This is a genomic window from Brachybacterium halotolerans, assembly GCF_016623465.1.
In the GTDB taxonomy this organism is placed as follows: Bacteria; Actinomycetota; Actinomycetes; order Actinomycetales; family Dermabacteraceae; genus Brachybacterium; species Brachybacterium halotolerans.
The window spans coordinates 219,378-234,868 of sequence record NZ_JAEDAJ010000001.1 but is presented as its reverse complement, the minus strand read 5'-3'; the positions used below and the strand labels follow the sequence as shown (position 1 = coordinate 234,868).

At 71.8% G+C, this 15,491-nt stretch carries 19 protein-coding genes and 1 tRNA gene; 7 read left to right on the top strand and 13 right to left on the bottom strand.

Translation table 11 applies throughout. From position 1 onward, the window contains the following. Position 1: 1 nt before the first annotated feature. Entirely contained in the window at positions 2–1,042 is a 1,041-nt protein-coding gene (locus I8D64_RS01040; protein WP_200500659.1) for a methyltransferase, read from the bottom strand. 122 nt (positions 1,043–1,164) lie between these two features. Between I8D64_RS01040 and I8D64_RS01035 the strand changes: the two genes are divergently transcribed. Beyond that, positions 1,165–1,956 (top strand): ParA family protein, encoded by a 792-nt coding sequence (locus I8D64_RS01035; RefSeq protein WP_200500658.1) that lies wholly within the window; start codon positions 1,165–1,167, stop codon positions 1,954–1,956. A 140-nt stretch (positions 1,957–2,096) separates the two neighbouring features. On the opposite strand, the gene I8D64_RS01030 is transcribed toward I8D64_RS01035, so the two are convergent. The 4 genes from I8D64_RS01030 to I8D64_RS01015 all read right to left on the bottom strand — a co-directional run bounded on the left by I8D64_RS01030 (position 2,097) and on the right by I8D64_RS01015 (position 4,999). Further along, on the bottom strand, positions 2,097–2,678 hold the full coding sequence (locus I8D64_RS01030; RefSeq protein ID WP_200500657.1) for a MerR family transcriptional regulator: 582 nt from the start codon (positions 2,676–2,678) through the stop codon (positions 2,097–2,099). A gap of 190 nt (positions 2,679–2,868) precedes the next feature. Further along, entirely contained in the window at positions 2,869–3,570 is a 702-nt protein-coding gene (gene ftsR / locus I8D64_RS01025) for a transcriptional regulator FtsR (protein WP_200500656.1), read from the bottom strand. 4 nt (positions 3,571–3,574) lie between these two features. Beyond that, positions 3,575–4,018 carry an FHA domain-containing protein gene (locus I8D64_RS01020; RefSeq protein ID WP_200500655.1) on the bottom strand — a complete coding sequence of 148 codons (444 nt, stop codon included), beginning with the start codon at positions 4,016–4,018 and terminating at the stop codon, positions 3,575–3,577. Between the two features lie 180 nt (positions 4,019–4,198). Next, positions 4,199–4,999, bottom strand: a complete 801-nt coding sequence (locus I8D64_RS01015; protein ID WP_200500654.1) for a class I SAM-dependent methyltransferase — start codon at positions 4,997–4,999, stop codon at positions 4,199–4,201. 166 nt (positions 5,000–5,165) lie between these two features. Here I8D64_RS01015 and I8D64_RS01010 point away from each other — a divergent pair. Further along, positions 5,166–5,239 (top strand) — tRNA-Pro (locus I8D64_RS01010). Positions 5,240–5,553: 314 nt separating this feature from the next. Further along, positions 5,554–6,648 carry a winged helix DNA-binding domain-containing protein gene (locus I8D64_RS01005; RefSeq protein WP_200500653.1) on the top strand — a complete coding sequence of 365 codons (1,095 nt, stop codon included), beginning with the start codon at positions 5,554–5,556 and terminating at the stop codon, positions 6,646–6,648. A gap of 136 nt (positions 6,649–6,784) precedes the next feature. Here the strand turns inward: I8D64_RS01005 and I8D64_RS01000 are convergent, their stop codons facing one another. Then, positions 6,785–6,943, bottom strand: coding sequence for a hypothetical protein (locus I8D64_RS01000; protein ID WP_200500652.1), 159 nt, complete (start codon positions 6,941–6,943; stop codon positions 6,785–6,787). A gap of 103 nt (positions 6,944–7,046) precedes the next feature. Between I8D64_RS01000 and I8D64_RS17080 the strand changes: the two genes are divergently transcribed. Both I8D64_RS17080 and I8D64_RS17075 read left to right on the top strand, forming a co-directional pair. Next, positions 7,047–7,367, top strand: coding sequence for a DUF2249 domain-containing protein (locus I8D64_RS17080; protein WP_343068378.1), 321 nt, complete (start codon positions 7,047–7,049; stop codon positions 7,365–7,367). Positions 7,368–7,430: 63 nt separating this feature from the next. After that, positions 7,431–7,676 (top strand): cupin domain-containing protein, encoded by a 246-nt coding sequence (locus tag I8D64_RS17075; protein WP_343068377.1) that lies wholly within the window; start codon positions 7,431–7,433, stop codon positions 7,674–7,676. A 19-nt stretch (positions 7,677–7,695) separates the two neighbouring features. On the opposite strand, the gene I8D64_RS00990 is transcribed toward I8D64_RS17075, so the two are convergent. Next, the gene (locus tag I8D64_RS00990) at positions 7,696–8,205 is read right to left on the bottom strand and encodes a universal stress protein (RefSeq protein ID WP_200500651.1); all 510 of its coding nucleotides are present in this window, start codon (positions 8,203–8,205) and stop codon (positions 7,696–7,698) included. Between the two features lie 148 nt (positions 8,206–8,353). Between I8D64_RS00990 and purU the strand changes: the two genes are divergently transcribed. Continuing rightward, positions 8,354–9,283: a formyltetrahydrofolate deformylase gene (gene purU, locus I8D64_RS00985; RefSeq protein WP_200500650.1), complete on the top strand. Its 930-nt coding sequence runs from the start codon at positions 8,354–8,356 to the stop codon at positions 9,281–9,283. Positions 9,284–9,385: 102 nt separating this feature from the next. After that, entirely contained in the window at positions 9,386–10,564 is a 1,179-nt protein-coding gene (locus I8D64_RS00980) for an intradiol ring-cleavage dioxygenase (protein ID WP_246482624.1), read from the top strand. A gap of 70 nt (positions 10,565–10,634) precedes the next feature. Here I8D64_RS00980 and I8D64_RS00975 read toward each other — a convergent pair whose 3' ends face one another. The 6 genes from I8D64_RS00975 to I8D64_RS00950 form a co-directional block, all read right to left on the bottom strand. Continuing rightward, positions 10,635–11,570: a carbohydrate ABC transporter permease gene (locus tag I8D64_RS00975; RefSeq protein WP_200500649.1), complete on the bottom strand. Its 936-nt coding sequence runs from the start codon at positions 11,568–11,570 to the stop codon at positions 10,635–10,637. Next, positions 11,567–12,511: a carbohydrate ABC transporter permease gene (locus tag I8D64_RS00970; protein ID WP_200500648.1), complete on the bottom strand. Its 945-nt coding sequence runs from the start codon at positions 12,509–12,511 to the stop codon at positions 11,567–11,569. The genes I8D64_RS00975 and I8D64_RS00970 overlap by 4 nt, the downstream gene beginning before the upstream one ends. Further along, positions 12,508–13,881 (bottom strand): extracellular solute-binding protein, encoded by a 1,374-nt coding sequence (locus tag I8D64_RS00965; RefSeq protein WP_200500647.1) that lies wholly within the window; start codon positions 13,879–13,881, stop codon positions 12,508–12,510. The genes I8D64_RS00970 and I8D64_RS00965 overlap by 4 nt, the downstream gene beginning before the upstream one ends. 134 nt (positions 13,882–14,015) lie before the next feature. Further along, positions 14,016–14,663, bottom strand: coding sequence for a hypothetical protein (locus I8D64_RS00960; protein ID WP_200500646.1), 648 nt, complete (start codon positions 14,661–14,663; stop codon positions 14,016–14,018). Further along, complete coding sequence (locus tag I8D64_RS00955; protein WP_200500645.1) at positions 14,660–15,133, bottom strand: NUDIX hydrolase; 474 nt, start codon at positions 15,131–15,133, stop codon at positions 14,660–14,662. Before I8D64_RS00955 ends, I8D64_RS00960 begins: the two co-directional genes overlap by 4 nt. A gap of 8 nt (positions 15,134–15,141) precedes the next feature. Beyond that, entirely contained in the window at positions 15,142–15,480 is a 339-nt protein-coding gene (locus I8D64_RS00950) for a hypothetical protein (RefSeq protein ID WP_200500644.1), read from the bottom strand. Positions 15,481–15,491 lie beyond the last annotated feature (11 nt).

Genomic DNA, 15,491 nt, shown 5'->3' with positions numbered 1-15,491 from the left:
CTCAGCCCCGGTCCAGCAGGAACAGCCGGGGATGGTGCCCCTTCTGGAAGAAGCGGTGCTCGTCCGCGAGGCGCCAGTCCGTGCGGCCCTCGAGGGCCGCGTGCATGCGCCGGATCTCATGGGTGAGGATCGCGAGGCGCGCCCGGGGCGCTGCGAGCTCCGCGGCGCGTGACATGAGGTCCCCGAGCAGCTGCTCGTTGCTCTCGTGCTCCCCGTGCAGGGTGCCCCAGGGCGGATTCGACACCAGGCGCGTGAAGCCGCCCTCGAGAGGCGTCCCGAGGACGTCCCCGTGCACCCAGTCGATCCGGCCACGGCGCCTCGCCGCCCGCTGATGACCGCGCGCGAGCTCGAGCGCCTGCTCGGAGAGATCGACGCCCACGGCCCGACGGGGCGCGACCTCGTGCAGCTGCTCGATGAGGAAGGTGCCGGAGCCGCAGGTCATGTCCAGCAGTGAGTCCTGCACGCCGACGCCGAGCAGATCGAGGCAGCTCGCGGCGATCGTCGCGTTCACGGCGCCGGGATAGTCGCCCGTGCGCCAGGACCGGGTCGAGAGCGGTCGCGGGGTGAGGCGCACGAGCAGCTCCCACTCCCCCGCCGTCGGCGCCCGGCGGACCCGGATCACGAGGTCGCCGTCGTCCGCGACGGGGAGCCCGGCGCGCTCTGCGATCTCCGCGGACAGCCGGCGCATGTCGGGGGTGTCGGCGCCGGCCGCGCGCAGGCGCAGCGCGTCGAAGCGCCGGCGCGGCTTCGCGCGCCGCACCTGCTCGATCAGCTCGCCGATGCGCTGCTGCGCGGAGGTCTCCAGGAGCTCCCGCGGTCGGCGGGCGGGCAGGGCGAGCACCGCGGAGGCGGACACGACCCGGCGCCAGGAGCGCGCGAAGGGGATGGCGGCGGGCAGATCCGGGACCGTGAGCCGCAGCTCCGTCGGCCCCTCGGAGACCACGGTGCCGAGCTGCTCCGCCTCGCGCCGGGCGAAGGGGCCGCAGCCCTCGAGGACCTCGAGGACGAGCTCGCCTGCGGGGTCCTGGCGATCGGCTGTCATGGGCCCCTCCTGGTGCGGGTGAGACGGCGGGTGCGGCGACGGGCGGCCACTCACGGTAACCCGAGGCACATCGTCGGTGCGCCGGTGCGGGCCGAGCGGCCCGGGATCGGTAGACTCGCCGTGTGTTCACTGTGAGCGTCTGTTCCCTCAAGGGTGGCGTCGGCAAGACGTCCGTGACCCTGGGCCTCGCGTCCGCGGCCCTCCATCAGGGGGTGAACGCGCTCGTCATCGATCTGGACCCGCAGGCGGACGCGACCCTGGGCCTGCTCGGCGAGCCGGGCACCACGACCGACGTCGCCGAGGTGCTGTCCTCGCCGCGCACCGAGACCGTGGACCGCGCGATCATCCCGGCCCCGTGGTCCAAGGACTCCTCCTCGCACCTGGACATCATCCCCGGCAGCCACCGCTCGGTGCTCGTGGACTCCCCCGCCCCCAAGGGCCGGGAGGTGCGGCGCCTGCGCGACGCGCTGGACCGCCGCACGCACCGCTACGACCTCGTCATCGTGGACTGCCCGCCCTCGCTCAACGGGCTCACGCAGATGGCCCTGTCCGCCTCGGACCGGTCGCTCGTGGTCTGCGAGCCGGGCTTCTTCGCGGTCACCGCGGCCGATCGCGCGCTCAAGCTCGCCCAGGAGATGCGCGAGGGCGATCTCGCGCCGCGCCTGCAGCCGCTGGGCCTCGTCGTGAACCGCTATCGGCCGCGCTCCGTCGAGCACCAGTACCGCCTGGCGGAGCTGCGCGACCTGTTCGGCGATCTCGTGCTCGACCCCGTGATCGAGGAGCGCGTGGGCCTGCAGCAGGCGCAGGGCGGCGCGGTCCCCCTGCACGAGTACCACGGCGCGAGCGGCGCGCGGCTCACCGAGGACTTCGACGCCCTGCTCAAGCGCGTGATGGACTCCCGCCAGGACAGCTGACCGGGACAGCGGGGAGACGCCTCCCGCGGCTCCGCCGATCCGCTCCGCGCGCGGACGCGCACAGACAGAGAGGGCGGGCACCCTTCCCGGGTGCCCGCCCTCTCCTTCCGTCTGCTGCGGTGGTGCCGCTGGCGGCTCGCTCAGCCCGCGTAGCGCCGTCGGCGCGCGGCGAGCTCGTCGTGCAGGGCGATCTCGGCGTCATCGGCCGGGTCGACGCTCGGCAGCACGGAGAGCTCGCTCTCGACCTCGCGCCACACGCGGCCCACGGCGATGCCGAAGACGCCCTGGCCGCCCTGGACCAGGTCGAAGACATCCTGCGCGGACGTGCACTCGTAGACCGAGGCGCCGTCGCTCATGAGGGTGATCTGGGCGAGATCGTCGATGCCGCGCTCGCGCAGGGCGCTGACCGCCACACGGATCTGCTGGAGGGAGACGCCGGTGTCGAGGAGCCGCTTGACGACCTTGAGGACGAGCACGTCGCGGAAGCCGTAGAGACGCTGGCTGCCAGAGCCGCTCGCGGCGCGCACGCCGGGCTCGACGAGGCCGGTGCGGGCCCAGTAGTCGAGCTGGCGGTAGGTGATGCCGGCGGCCTTGCAGGCGGCGGGCCCGCGGTAGCCGAACTCGCCGGGCGCATCCACGAGCTCGTCGAAGAGCACGCCCTGCGCGTCCTCGGCGGGCACTGTCGACTGCGTCGTGCGGTCCGCGCTCTGATCGCTGTTCACATTCGCCTCCGGTAGCGGCTCTCCTATGGGGAAGGGTGAGAGCACGCAGACAGCCTAGCGTCTCCTCGCGCGGGCGTCCTCCCCGTCCCGCGCGTGTCGCGGACGAATCGGGGCGCGCGCGGAGGATCCGGACACGGCCGGGGCCGGCGGCGGATCCGCGTCGCCGGGAGGGGCCGGAGGCCGACGGGGCTCACCCGCCGCGGTGGATCTGCTTCCTGAGCAGGGCGTTGTGCAGGGAGTTCAGGGATTCGCCGAGCTCCTCGGCGAGGCTCTGGGCCTGACCGCGGGCGGCGGCGTCCGTCGGCCGCGAATGGGGCTGGGCGACCGAGCGCAGCATGTGCGCCTGCCGCTCGACGGACGTGCGGACCATCACGAGGTGGCGCGGGTGCAGCCCCTCGTCGGCGAGGACGCGGGCCGCGCGCACGATCTCGAGCTCCGAGGCCCCGTAGAAGACGAGGCCCTCCTCGAGCATCCCGTAGCTCTCGAGCTCCTCGAGGAGCTCCTCGTCGACCTGCGTCTCGCGCAGGAGCCCGCGCCGGTCGAGGCGGACGGGCTGGATCTGGGAGGTGGGTCCCGGGCGCGAGGCGATCGACGTGACATCGCCGTCGCCGTCGACGCCGTGCTCGAGCAGGTGCTCCTTGATGACCTTGAGAGGCCAGAAGCGGTCGCGCTGGGCGCGCAGGACGAACAGCAGACGGTCCACGTCTGCCCGCGAGTACTTGCGGTAGCCGCTCGCGGTGCGCTCGGGGGAGATCAGCTCCTCCGCCTCGAGGTAGTGGAGCTTGGAGTGGCTGAGGTCGGGGAACTCCTCGTGCAGGAGGTCCAGGACCTGCCCGATGCTCAGGCGCGCACTGCCGGACGGGGTCGGCCTGCGCGAGGCCGATGCCGCCACGAGGTCAGTCCTTCCCGGGCTTGAGGTGGAAGGTCAGCCGGTACTTGCCGATCTGGACCTCCTGGCCGTTGCGCAGGACGGCCTCGTCCACGCGCTCCATGCCGACATACGTGCCGTTCAGGGAGCCGAGATCGCGGATCACGAAGTCCGCGCCCTGCTGCAGGAAGGCGGCGTGCTTGCGGGAGACGGTGACGTCGTCCAGGAAGATCTCGCTGTTGGGATGGCGGCCGGCGACCGTCTTCTCCGCATCCAGGAGGAAGCGCGCACCGAGGTTCGGACCCTTGCGGACGATCAGCAGGGCGCTGCCGTCGGGAAGGTTCTCGATCGCCGCACGGTCCTGCTGGTTGAGGCCGTGCTCCGGCTCCTCGAGCGCATCCTGCGTGGGGATGGCGTGCAGCGTCGAGGTCTTGTCGAGGCTGTCGTAGGTGCCGTCGGCGTTCTCGGTCACTGAAGCTCCCCTTCCCTAGGTCGCACCATCCTCCCATGTGGATCAGCGCTCCCGGGAGGTGCAAGGACAATGCTGTGGAGATTTGACGAACACTTGACCGAGGCGGGTTGCGCGGCCGGTCCGCGAAAACGGGCATCGCGGGCACAGGTGCCATCGGTCGTGGTCAGACGCGGAGCCGCGTCAGACGCGCGGGACCTCGAGAGGGTCGTCGAGCATCTCGGCGAAGTCGGTGCGCGCCGGAGCGGGCCGGCTCGGTCGACGCGCCTGGACCAGGTACCGGGAGAGCGTGATCCGCAGCGGCAGAGCGTCGGCCGTGCAGGTCGGAGGGACCAGGAGACCCTCCCCCTCGCACAGGGCGCGCAGACCCTCGGGCGTCTCGATCCGCCCCTCGCCGTGGAAGGTGTCCGAGTGCTCGGTCTCGAGCCCCGCCTCGGTGACCCGGCGCAGGTGATCGGCGAGAGAGTCCGCGGCGCCGCCTGAGCCGCCCGAGCCGTCGGTGCCCTCGGAGCCCAGCTCGGCGAGATCGCCGGGGCCCCGCTGCTGGGCGAGGAGCAGCCCCTCGGGCGCGAGGACGCGATGGACCTCGCGCGGGTCGTAGGGGGCATCGACCACGAGGACCAGGTCGAAGCGCTCGGGCGGGAACGGCAGCGTCGCGCCGACGTCGGTCGGATCATGGTCGAGGACCTCCAGACCCAGGGACCCCAGGCGCTCACGGGTCCAGGAGTGGGCGGGGCCGACGGGCAGAGCCGCGACGCCCTCCTCGGCGAGCGTTCCCCGCAGTCGGGCGAGCAGGCGGGCGGCGCGCGGCCCGATCGCGAGCACGTGATGGGAGAGCTGGGCGAGGGCGCTCGCGCTCTGCGCGACGCGCCACGGCAGCTCGGGCAGGTCGAGGCCGGGACTCTGCTCGAACAGATCGGGCACGGGCGCGCCGGGGATCTCCTCGCGCGGCGCCGAGGGGCTCTCGCTGTGCTGCTGATCCATCCTCGGACCTCCTGCCGACGGGGCTGGCCTCACTATCGCATGCACGCCCGCGACGCGCGCAGCGGCGGGGCGTCGGCCGGGGTGCCGCAGGTCACGCGCTCGCGGATTCGCTCTCGACGCATCTTCCGGGGTAGCATTTATCCCGGTCCTCCCGCCGCGGAGGTTCCGGGCTGTGGCGCAGCTTGGTAGCGCACTTGACTGGGGGTCAAGGGGTCGCAGGTTCAAATCCTGTCAGCCCGACCGAGAGAATCGGTCGCCGGAACTATCGGTGACGTGCATATTCGGACCGAGAGGCGCGGCCCCCCCCCCCCCCCCGGGGGGGGCCCCCTCTGGGGGGCCCCCCCCCCCCCGCGCGCCCCCCCCCCCCCCCCCCCCCCCGGCCGCCCCCCCGCCTCTCGCTCTGCCGAGGCACAGGGCCGTGTCACGAGACCGCGCTGCGCGACCGTGCACCCCCGCGCGACGACGACGTGGTGTGCGCGCAGTCCGTGAGCACGCGCCAACCGAAGAGGTAATGTCTCGAACCGAGCCGACCGTCGGCGCGGTGGAGGTCATCGATGATCACGACAGCGCAGCTCCTCGCCCTCCGGCTGCGCAGTCACGGTCTCATGGCACGGGGTCCGAGACTCTCGGTCCACGACGTCGCCAGCAGGATGCTGGCCGTGCAGGCCCAGGACCTCGCGCAGGGCACATGGGCGTTCGGCATCCGAGCTCGCGGATCGGCCCTTGGCGACGTGCACCGCGCGCTCGAGCGCGGAGAGCTCATCCGCGCCTCGTCGCTTCGCGGCACTCTCCACTTCCTCGCCGCACGAGATCTGCGGTGGATGCTCGGCATCACCGCTCCACGGGAGATCGCTGCGGCCGGCCCGCGACTTCGCCGGTTCGAGCTCGACGACCCGGCGCTGTGCCGTGCGCGCTCCGTCACCGAGGCGCTTCTCGGCGACCGCACGGCCCTTCCCCGCGCTGAATACCTCCGCGGGCTGGAGGCTGCGGGAATTCCGACGGGCGGGCAGCGCGGCTATCACCTGATCTGGTGGTTGTCGCAGAGCGGCATCGTCTGCGGGGGACCGGCACGCGGCACCGGACAGGGGCTCGTCCTGACGGAGGAATGGATCGGCGACTCCGTCGAACTGGCCGGCGACGATGCCCTCCGCGAGCTCGCCGGTCGGTACCTCGCCGGACACGGTCCTGCCACGGACTCGGACCTCGCCTGGTGGGCGGGAATGCCTCTCTCCCAGGCCCGCACGGCCATCCGACTGGCCCGCGCCGACCTCATCGAGCTCCAGCACCGCGGCGTGACGCACTGGGCCACCGCACGGACGATGGACGAGGCGAGCGATCACGGCGTCCGTCGACTGCGCATCCCGAAGACCACGCACGCGCTGCCCGGGTACGACGAGTATCTGCTCGGCTACCGGGACCGCTCCGCCGCGATCCCGGAGGAGTACGTCGACCGCGTCACCACCGGCCGCAACGGCATCTTCCACCCCACGGTGCTCGCCCGCGGCAGGGTCATCGCAACATGGCGACGGTCCGATTCCGCCGGGCGCACCACGGCGACCATCGAGCCGTTCCGGGAGCTCACGGCGCCGGACAGCCTGGCGTTCGCTCGCTCGGCCGCCGCATTCGAGCGGTTCCACAGCGGCATCTAGCACCCGATACCGGTCGGTCCACCGGCTCGGCGCCGAGGGGGACCGGAGAGGATTCAAGATCATGCCCACTGTCCCGGGTCGATCCCGGTCGCTCGGAAGACCGCGTGGGCACGCAGGGGCGTCGACGGGCCGCGGATCACGCCCCGGACTCGTCCTCAGAGTCCTCGAGGCGGCGCCCGCAGCGCCAGCAGGTCACGCCGGGCTGCTCGGTGAGCGCGCCGCAGTCCGGGCACACGCGCTGCAGCCAGCAGGCGGGCTCCCCGCCCTCGATGCGCACCGGCTCGCCCTCCCTCATCGCGCCTCCCTCGCCGCCGGGACCTTCATCGGCTCGAGGGTATTGCGCCGCGCGTAGGGTGCGGTCATACCGCCGTCCGCCCCACTCGGAGAAGGAGTCCCCCGTGCCCTCCCCGTCGACCGATCCGCACTCCGCGCGCACCCCGCAGCCCGCGATCCTGGACGTGCGCGAGGTGCCGAGGCCCCAGCGGCACGGACGGATCTTCGCGCGCTTCGAGGAGCTCGGGGCCGGCGAGTCGTTCGTGCTCGTCAACGACCACGATCCCCTGCACCTGCGGGACGACCTCGAGCGGGACCAGCCGGGCAGCTTCGACTGGGAGTACGAGGGAACGGAGGACGGCGACTGGCGCGTGCGGATCTCGCGGCTCGCCTCCACCGCGCTCCCCCGCGTGCTCGTGGACACCGCCGAGGTCGAGCTGCCCTAGGGGTCGGCCGGCGGGGCCGCCTGGTCGATCGGCGTACAGCCGCGCGACCTGGACTCGAACCTCGTGATCCTGCCCGCGGGAGGCGGCATCGGCGAGCACGTCGGGCCGGATCACGACGTGCTGGTCGTGGTCCTCACCGGCAGAGGCACGATCACCACGGAGCGCGGTCAGGTCGACCTCGCGCCGGGCGAGCTGGTGCTGCTCCCCCGCCGCTCGCGCCGCGCCTTCACCGCGGGACCGGAGGGGCTGCGCCACCTCACCGTGCACCGCCGTCGGCCGACGCTCCAGATCACCGACGCCCCGCGCTGAGGCGCGAGGCGCGCCCTGATCAGCTCTCGTCCTCCCAGGGCAGGGTGAGGTCCTCGCCATGGGAGGCGAGCGGCACCACGACCACGGGCCGCTCCTGGTGGTGCGCGAGGTGCACGGCGACGGAGCCGCTGAGGAACTCCCGCAGCGAGGCGCGCAGGCCCGACTCCCGGGTGCCCACCACGATCATCGCCGCGTCCAGCTGGTCGGCGAGCCGCATGAGCTCCTGCGCCGGCGGACCCGCGAGGGCCACCGTGGACCAGTGCACGCCGCGGTCGGCGAGCGTCTCGGCGATCGCCCGGTGCAGGGCCGGGTCGAAGACCTCGACGATCTCCTCGAAGGCGTCCGGGTCCACGGGCAGTGCGGTGACGGTGCCGTCGGGCCGTCTCTCGAGGGTGTAGCTCGAGGCGTCGACGCTCGCGCACACGAGCTCGGCGCCGAAGCGCTCGGCGAAGGTCGCCGCCTCGGCGACGACCCGGGAGTGCTGTCCAGGGATCACACCCACCACGACGGTGGGGGTCGAGTCCATCATCACTGACCTCCCTCCCCCGACCGCGCGGGAGCGCGGTGCACGGATACCGAGATCGTCCCCCGCCCTCGGGGAGAAGTCCAGCCCTTCGACCAGCCCATCCCGCGGTCCGAGCCGCCGGGGCGGCGCCGCTGTTCCCTAGACTCCTCCCATGCCCGAGACCCCCGCCGAGAAGCCCGCCGCGCCCGTCGGCCCCACGACCGCTTCCCAGACCCCCGCGGAGCCGACCACCGCGCTGACCACCTGGGTGCTCACCCTCGCGTGCGAGGACCGGCCCGGGATCGTGCACGCGGTCAGCGGCGCCGTCGTCGCCGCGCGCGGAAACATCACCGAATCCCAGCAGTTCGCCTCCCCCGACACGGGGCGCTTCTTCATGCGCCTGCAGATCGCCTCGGACACGGGGCGCGACGCGCTCGAGGGCGCGCTCGCCCCGGTGATCGAGCGCTTCGGCCTCGAGGCCTCCCTCGACGCCGCGGGCAGACCCCGACGCACACTGATCCTGGCCTCGAAGGCCGCGCACTGCGTGAGCGACCTGCTGTTCCACCAGCGCTCGGGGCACCTGCCGATCGAGGTGCCGCTCGTGATGGCGAACCATGACACCCTGCGCGACCTCGTGGAGTTCCACGGCGTCCCCTTCCGCTCCCTGCCCGTCGCGGGCCCGGAGCAGAAGGAGGCCTTCGAGAGCGCCGTGCTCGAGGCGGTCGACGCGCACGACATCGAGCTCGTGGTCCTCGCCCGGTACATGCAGATCCTCTCCCCCGAGCTGTGCGAGGCCCTCGCCGGTCGCTGCATCAACATCCACCATTCGTTCCTGCCCGGCTTCAAGGGCGCGAACCCCTATCGGCAGGCGCACGAGCGCGGCGTGAAGCTCATCGGCTCGACCGCCCACTTCGTCACCTCGGATCTCGACGAGGGCCCGATCATCGAGCAGCACGTGACGCGCGTGGAGCACTCGCACTCGGTCGCGCAGCTGCGGGAGATCGGCCAGGACCAGGAGTGCCTCGCGCTGCGGCGGGCGGTCACCTGGTTCGCGCAGTCCCGGGTGCTGCTCGACGGGATGCGGACGGTCGTCTTCCGCTGAGGTCGTGCCGCACACAGCCTCAGCACAGCTCGCACCAGGCCGCGGCATGGCCTGCGCACGAAGGATCGATCTCGCCCCAGCAGAACGACTGAAGGACATGAGATGACCACGCGCACCCCACAGCCGGACGATTCCCGGCCCGATGCCCGCCTCGTAGCTTCATCGGACGACCCACGGATTCATCTGGAGGCCGATGGCACGCCGACGTACGAGGGACGCCCCCTGGAACACCCCGAAGAGCCTCTTGCGGACCAGGGCCTCGGCTTCGATCTGCGCACGCTGCTCTCCCGACGGCGCACGCTTGCTGGTCTGGGTCTCGGTGCCGCGGCAATGGGCCTCGCAGCCTGCGGCTCGAGCAGCGCGGACAGCACGACGGAGAGCAGCTCATCCTCGGACAGCGGCGGCGACTCCACGAGTGATGGCGAGATCCCCGAGGAAACCAACGGCCCTTATCCGGCCGACGGGACCAATGGGGTGAACGTGCTCACGGAATCGGGAATCATCCGCGCCGACATCACCTCGAGCTTCGGAGACGCGAGCGCGACCGCAAGCGGTGTACCCATCGAGCTCACGCTGAACATCACCAACCTGAACGACGACAACTCCGCGTACGAGGGCGTGGCCGTGTACGTGTGGCAGTGCGACGCCGCGGGCGAGTACTCCCTCTACTCCGAGGGCCTGGAGGATGAGAACTATCTCCGGGGCGTCCAGGTCGCCGATGCGCAGGGGTCGGTCACCTTCACGAGCATCTTCCCCGGCTGCTACATGGGACGCTGGCCGCACATCCACTTCGAGGTCTACCCCGATGCGGACTCGATCACGAGCACGGACAATCTCCTCGCGACGTCGCAGGTCGCTCTCCCGCAGGACGTCTGCGAGACGGTCTACGCCCTCGATGAGTACGACGGGTCGGCCGAGAACATGTCGAAGGTGACGCTCGACTCCGACAACGTCTTCGGGGAGGACGGTGGCGAGCTCCAGCTCGCGGAAGTCGAGGGTGACGCGGAGTCCGGGTACACCGTCACTCTGCCCGTCGCGATCGATCCCACGACGGAGCCAGGAGTCTCGGACGACATGGGCGGAGGTTCGGCGCCCTCCGATGGTGGCGGCGGTACGCCGCCCTCCGACGGCGGCGGCACGCCCCCCGGGGGAAGCACTCCCTCGGGACAGCCCGGCGGCGGAGCCCAGAGTGACGGAGGAGGATCCCAGGACAGCGCATCGGCCTCCACCGGTTCCGCGGAGTCATCGCTGGTCGGGAACGTTCTCGCCGCCTCGCGCTGATCGCGGGCCGGACGCGCTGCGACCCCGGCTCCTCCTGAGCCGGGGTCGCAGAGGTCCGATGCCCAGCCCGTCAGCCCTTGACGCCGCCCGCAGCGGCGAAGCCGGTGCCCAGGCTCCGCCCCATGATCAGGTACAGGGCGACCACCGGGAGGGAGTAGAAGATCGAGAAGGCCGCGAGCTGGCCGTAGGCCACCTGCCCGTACTGCGAGGAGAACGTGTACAGGGTGACCGCCGCCGGCAGGTGATCGGGGCTCAGCAGCAGCATGAAGGGGACGAAGAAGTTGCCCCACATGCCCACGAAGGTGAAGATCGTCGCCACCGAGAGTCCCGAGCGCATGAGCGGCAGCACCACGGACCACAGGGTGCGCAGCACGCCCGCTCCCTCCGTCCATGCCGACTCCTCGATCTCCACGGGCACCGAATCCATGAACCCCTTGGTGAGGAAGATGGCGTACGGCAGGGATGAGGCGCCCAGGAAGAGGATCGCGCCGAACATCGAGTCGATGAGGTTGACCTGCACGAACAGCGAGTAGACGGGGATCATGATCGCGGTGATCGGCAGGCCGGTCGCGAAGATGACGGTCAGCAGCAGCGGACGCTTGGCCGCGAAGCGGTACCGCGAGAACGGGTAGGCGCAGAGGACCGCGGCGACCATGGTCACGATCGTCGCCCCGCCGCACAGCAGCAGCGAGTTCCCGAGCGGGCGAAACGTGGTCTCGGTGTTCCAGATCGCCCGGAAGTTGCCCAGGCTCCACTTCTCGGGCCAGCTGACCGAGAGCGTGGCGCTCTCGTTGAACGAGGCCAGCACGACCCACAGCAGCGGAATCAGGAACGCCACGCCGATGACGATCATCGCGAGGCTCGAGGCGAGCTCGGCGGTGCGCTCGCGCGGCCCCTTGCCGCCCTTGTGGCCGCGGCGGGTGCGCGCGGTCGTCGGGCCGGGGACGGATGCGGCGGACGGGGAGGCGGGTGCGGAGGCGGCGTCGGCCGCTGCGGTGGAGGTCATCGCTTCTCCTCCTCGGGGAGCAGGCGGAGGTAGACGAGGGAGGCGGCGGCCCCGATCAGCAGCAGGAGCAGGGCGACCGCGGTGCCGTAGCCGAGCTGGCCGTAGGAGAAGGCCTGCTCGTACATGTACAGCGGCAGGGTCTGGCTCTTCCGGTCGGGACCGCCGCCGGTCATGATGAAGATCAGCCCGAAGACGGAGAGGGTCTGCAGGGTGATGAGCATGAGGTTCGTGGCGAGCGCCGGGCGCAGCAGCGGCAGGGTGATCGAGGTGAAGCGGCGCATCGGCCCGGCCCCGTCCATCGCGGCGGACTCCTGGACATCGCCGGGGATCGCACCGAGCGCCGCCGAGTACACGAGCATCGAGAAGGCCGTGCCGCGCCAGACGTTCGCGAAGCTCACCGCCACGATCGGGGCGCTGAACAGCAGCGTCTGCGGCGGGATGCCCACCAGGCCGAGGATGCCGTCGAGGCTGCCGCCCTCAGCGAAGAAGGTGTAGAGCAGGTAGCCGGCGACCACCTCAGGCAGGATCCAGGCGGCGATCACGATGGAGGTGATCGCGAAGCTGATCACCCGGTTCGCCCTCTCCATGAGCACCGCGAGCAGCAGCCCCAGGAGGTTCTGCCCGATCACGGCGGAGATCAGGGTGAACAGGATCGTGAGCACGACCGAGTTCCAGAAGTCGCCGTCGGTGAGGGCGTCGGTGAAGTTCGAGACGCCCACGAAGGAGGTCTTCGAGGCGCCGTCCCCGCGGATCGCCTTGTCGGTGAAGGCGAGGTAGAGCGAGTAGATGATGGGGCCGGCCATGAACAGCACCAGGAGCACGGCGGCGGGGATCATGGGCGCGGCGCGCCGCAGGGTGAGACGGTCGCCGATGCCGGCGGGGCGCCGAGGGCGGGGCCGCACGGGCCCGGTCGCGGGGCGCTCGGGGGCGAGTGCGCTCATCGGGACTCCTCCTGCACGTTCTCGGCGCCGACGATGTCCGTGACCGCGGCGTCGTAGTCGGCCGCGGCCTTCTTCGGATCCGCGGCGTCGGACATGACCGCCTCCATGGCCTCCTGGATCGCCGCCGAGACCTCGGGGTAGGCCGGCAGGGCCGGCCGGTAGTAGGCGGTCGCGAGCAGATCCGTGAAGAACTCGACGCTGGGCGCGTACTCCTGGTACTCCTTCTTCGCCGCGACGTCCTTGCGCACGGTGATGTGGTTGTCCGCGATCGCGAAGGCCAGCGAGTTCTCCGTCGAGGTCGCCGCCTCGATGAACGCCCAGGCGGCGTCCTCGTCCCGGCAGTGCTGGGGGATGGTGAGCCCCCAGCCGCCCGCGAGGGTGAGGGTGCCCGGGTCCTGACCGTCCTTCGTGGGCATCTTCGCCAGGCCGACCTTCTCGGTCCACTCCGGCCACTCCCCGGGCGACCCCTCGGCCCAGTTCCGGGTGATCCACGAGCCGTCCAGCAGGATGCCGAGCTTCCCCTCGGGGATCATCGTGGAGTAGATGCTCTCGCTGATGTTCGGGTCCAGGTGCTGGGAGACCGGGAGGGTCAGCTCCTCCTCGAACATGGTGCGCAGCAGTGAGAGGGCGTCGACGAAGCCCTGCGAGCCCAGGACCCACTTCCGCGTGTCCTCGTCGTAGAGACGGGAGGTCGTGCCGTAGAGCAGCATCTCGAAGCCCTGCATCGAGGCCTTCTCGCCCTGCGCCTTCCCGCTGAAGATGAACAGCGGGGCGGCCTCGGAATCTGAGTCCTTGATCGCGCGGGCGGCCTCGAGGATGTCGTCCCAGGAGGTCGGCTCCCAGGTGCTGGGCAGCCCTGCCTCCTTGAAGACGTCTCGTTGGTAGAAGAGGGCGCGGGTGTCGGTGGTCTGCGGGGCGCCGTAGACGTGCCCGTCCTCCGCGGTGAAGGCCTCGCGGGAGGCCTTCACGACGTCGCCCCAGTGGTCCCAAGTCCTGATGTGCGCGTCGAGCGGCCGCAGGTATCCGGCGCCGACGTCGGAGAGCATGATGAAGGAGTCCTCGTAGACGACGTCGGCCGAGGTCCGCGGCGAGGACATGAGCAGCTCGTTCTTGGTGAAGTAGTCGTTCTCCGCGGCGACGATCGGCACCAGCTCGACGCTGAGGCCCGGACGGGCGGCGGTGAACGTCTTCGCGCTCGCGCTCAGCCAGTCCTTGAGGTTCGTGCCCGAGCCGAACTGCTGGTAGGCGATCCGCACGGTGTCCGCTCCCGCGTCCGAGGAGCAGGCGGCGAGCGGCAGGACGACGGCGGCGCCGGCGGTGATCCTGAGGAAGGTGCGTCTGTCGGGGCGGGTGGGTCCCGGGGTGACCATGGGGAAGGCTCCTCCACATCGAGGGGCGGCAGCCGCGGGGCGCGTGGTCCTCCCGCGGGGTGCGCGTGGCTGTGAGCCAGCCTACAGGCGCGGCGCCGCAGGCCGCGGAGGCCGGGCGCTGGCGTGTCCGGCGGTCAGTCGCGAGCGGCGACGAGCAGCCGCGCGGCCTCGACGCCCTGGCGGGCGGCGGCGTCGGCGTAGCGGGTCCCCGGCGGGATCTGCGCGATCTCGAACCACCAGGAGGCGTGCGGGACGAGTCGCACGTCGCGCCAGGGCACGTCGAAGCCGGGGTCCTGCCAGAGGGTCAGCGCGATCTCGGCGCGGCGGCCGGCCGCATGCAGGGCGAGCCTCCGCAGATCCGGGAGGGAGTGGGGCCCGGGCCTGCACGAGGACGGGATCGCGACGGTCGCGTCCAAGGGCAGCGGCCAGCGGGTCTCGCCCCAGGCCAGGGAGGTCTGCCCGGTGCCGCCGACCACCGCCGCGGGCAGCCGCAGGTCCTCCTCGCGCAGCGGCTCCCGCTCCCCCGTCGGCCGCAGGTCGAGCACGCTGCGCTCGACCCAGACGCCCGGCAGCGCGAGGCGCTCGCCGACCCTGACCTCGACCAGGACGCCGTCCCCGAAGACCGCCAGGTGCTCGGCGGCATCGGGCACGCGATCCGCGAGCGTGCGCTGGTCCAGGAGCATGCGCACGTGGGCCTCGTCCCCGGAGTGCTGGGTGAGCGCGAGGGCGAGCACGTCGCCGGGACGCGCGGCGCGGCCAGAGGCGCGGGCGGCGGCGCTCATGCCCGGAACACCGCCTCGGCACGGCCCTCGAGGGCGAGCGCGATCTGGTCGCGGAACCGGCCGGGCATCGACGGGAGGTCGTCGAGGTCCGCCCAGCGCGCCTCGGTGTTCTCGCCGTCCGCCGGCCGCGGCTCTCCGTCGACGTGCTCGAGGACGAAGCACAGGTCGAGGTACTGCGCGCGGTCGCCGTTGGCGTAGGTGGTCTCCGGCAGGGTGCGCACCTCGATCAGCCGCAGCGGACGCACCAGGAGCGCGGCCTCCTCGGCGACCTCGCGGACGGCGGCGCGGGCGGGCTGCTCGCCGGGATCGATGATGCCCGTGACCGGGGTCCAGTCGCCGGTGTCGGCCCGGCGCACCACGAGGGTGCGCCGCCGCTCGGCGTCCAGCACGATCGCGGTGACGCCGGACATCCACAGCAGGTCGTGGCCGATGTGCTCGCGCAGTGCGAGGACGAAATCGGGGGTCGCCATGGGTTCCTTCAGCTCGCCGACGCCGCGCCGACGGTGATCAGGGTGATGATCAGCGGCAGCACGAGGGTCACCAGGAAGACGAGGACGATCAGCGCGGCGACGATGATCATCGAGATCCAGCCCCACTTCACGAGGGCGCGTGCCGTGGTGGGCTCGTCGAGCTTGACGAGCGCGATGATCCCGAGGATCGACGGGATCATCGCCCCGCACATCGCGCCGATGACGATCTGCACGATCGCCTGCGTCTGCAGGGACTGGCGCTCCGGGTACTGCACCGGTGGCGTGGGGACCGGAGCACCCGGGCCCGGGGGCTGGGGCGGCGGCACCTGCTGCCAGGACTGGCTCATGGTCTGCTCCT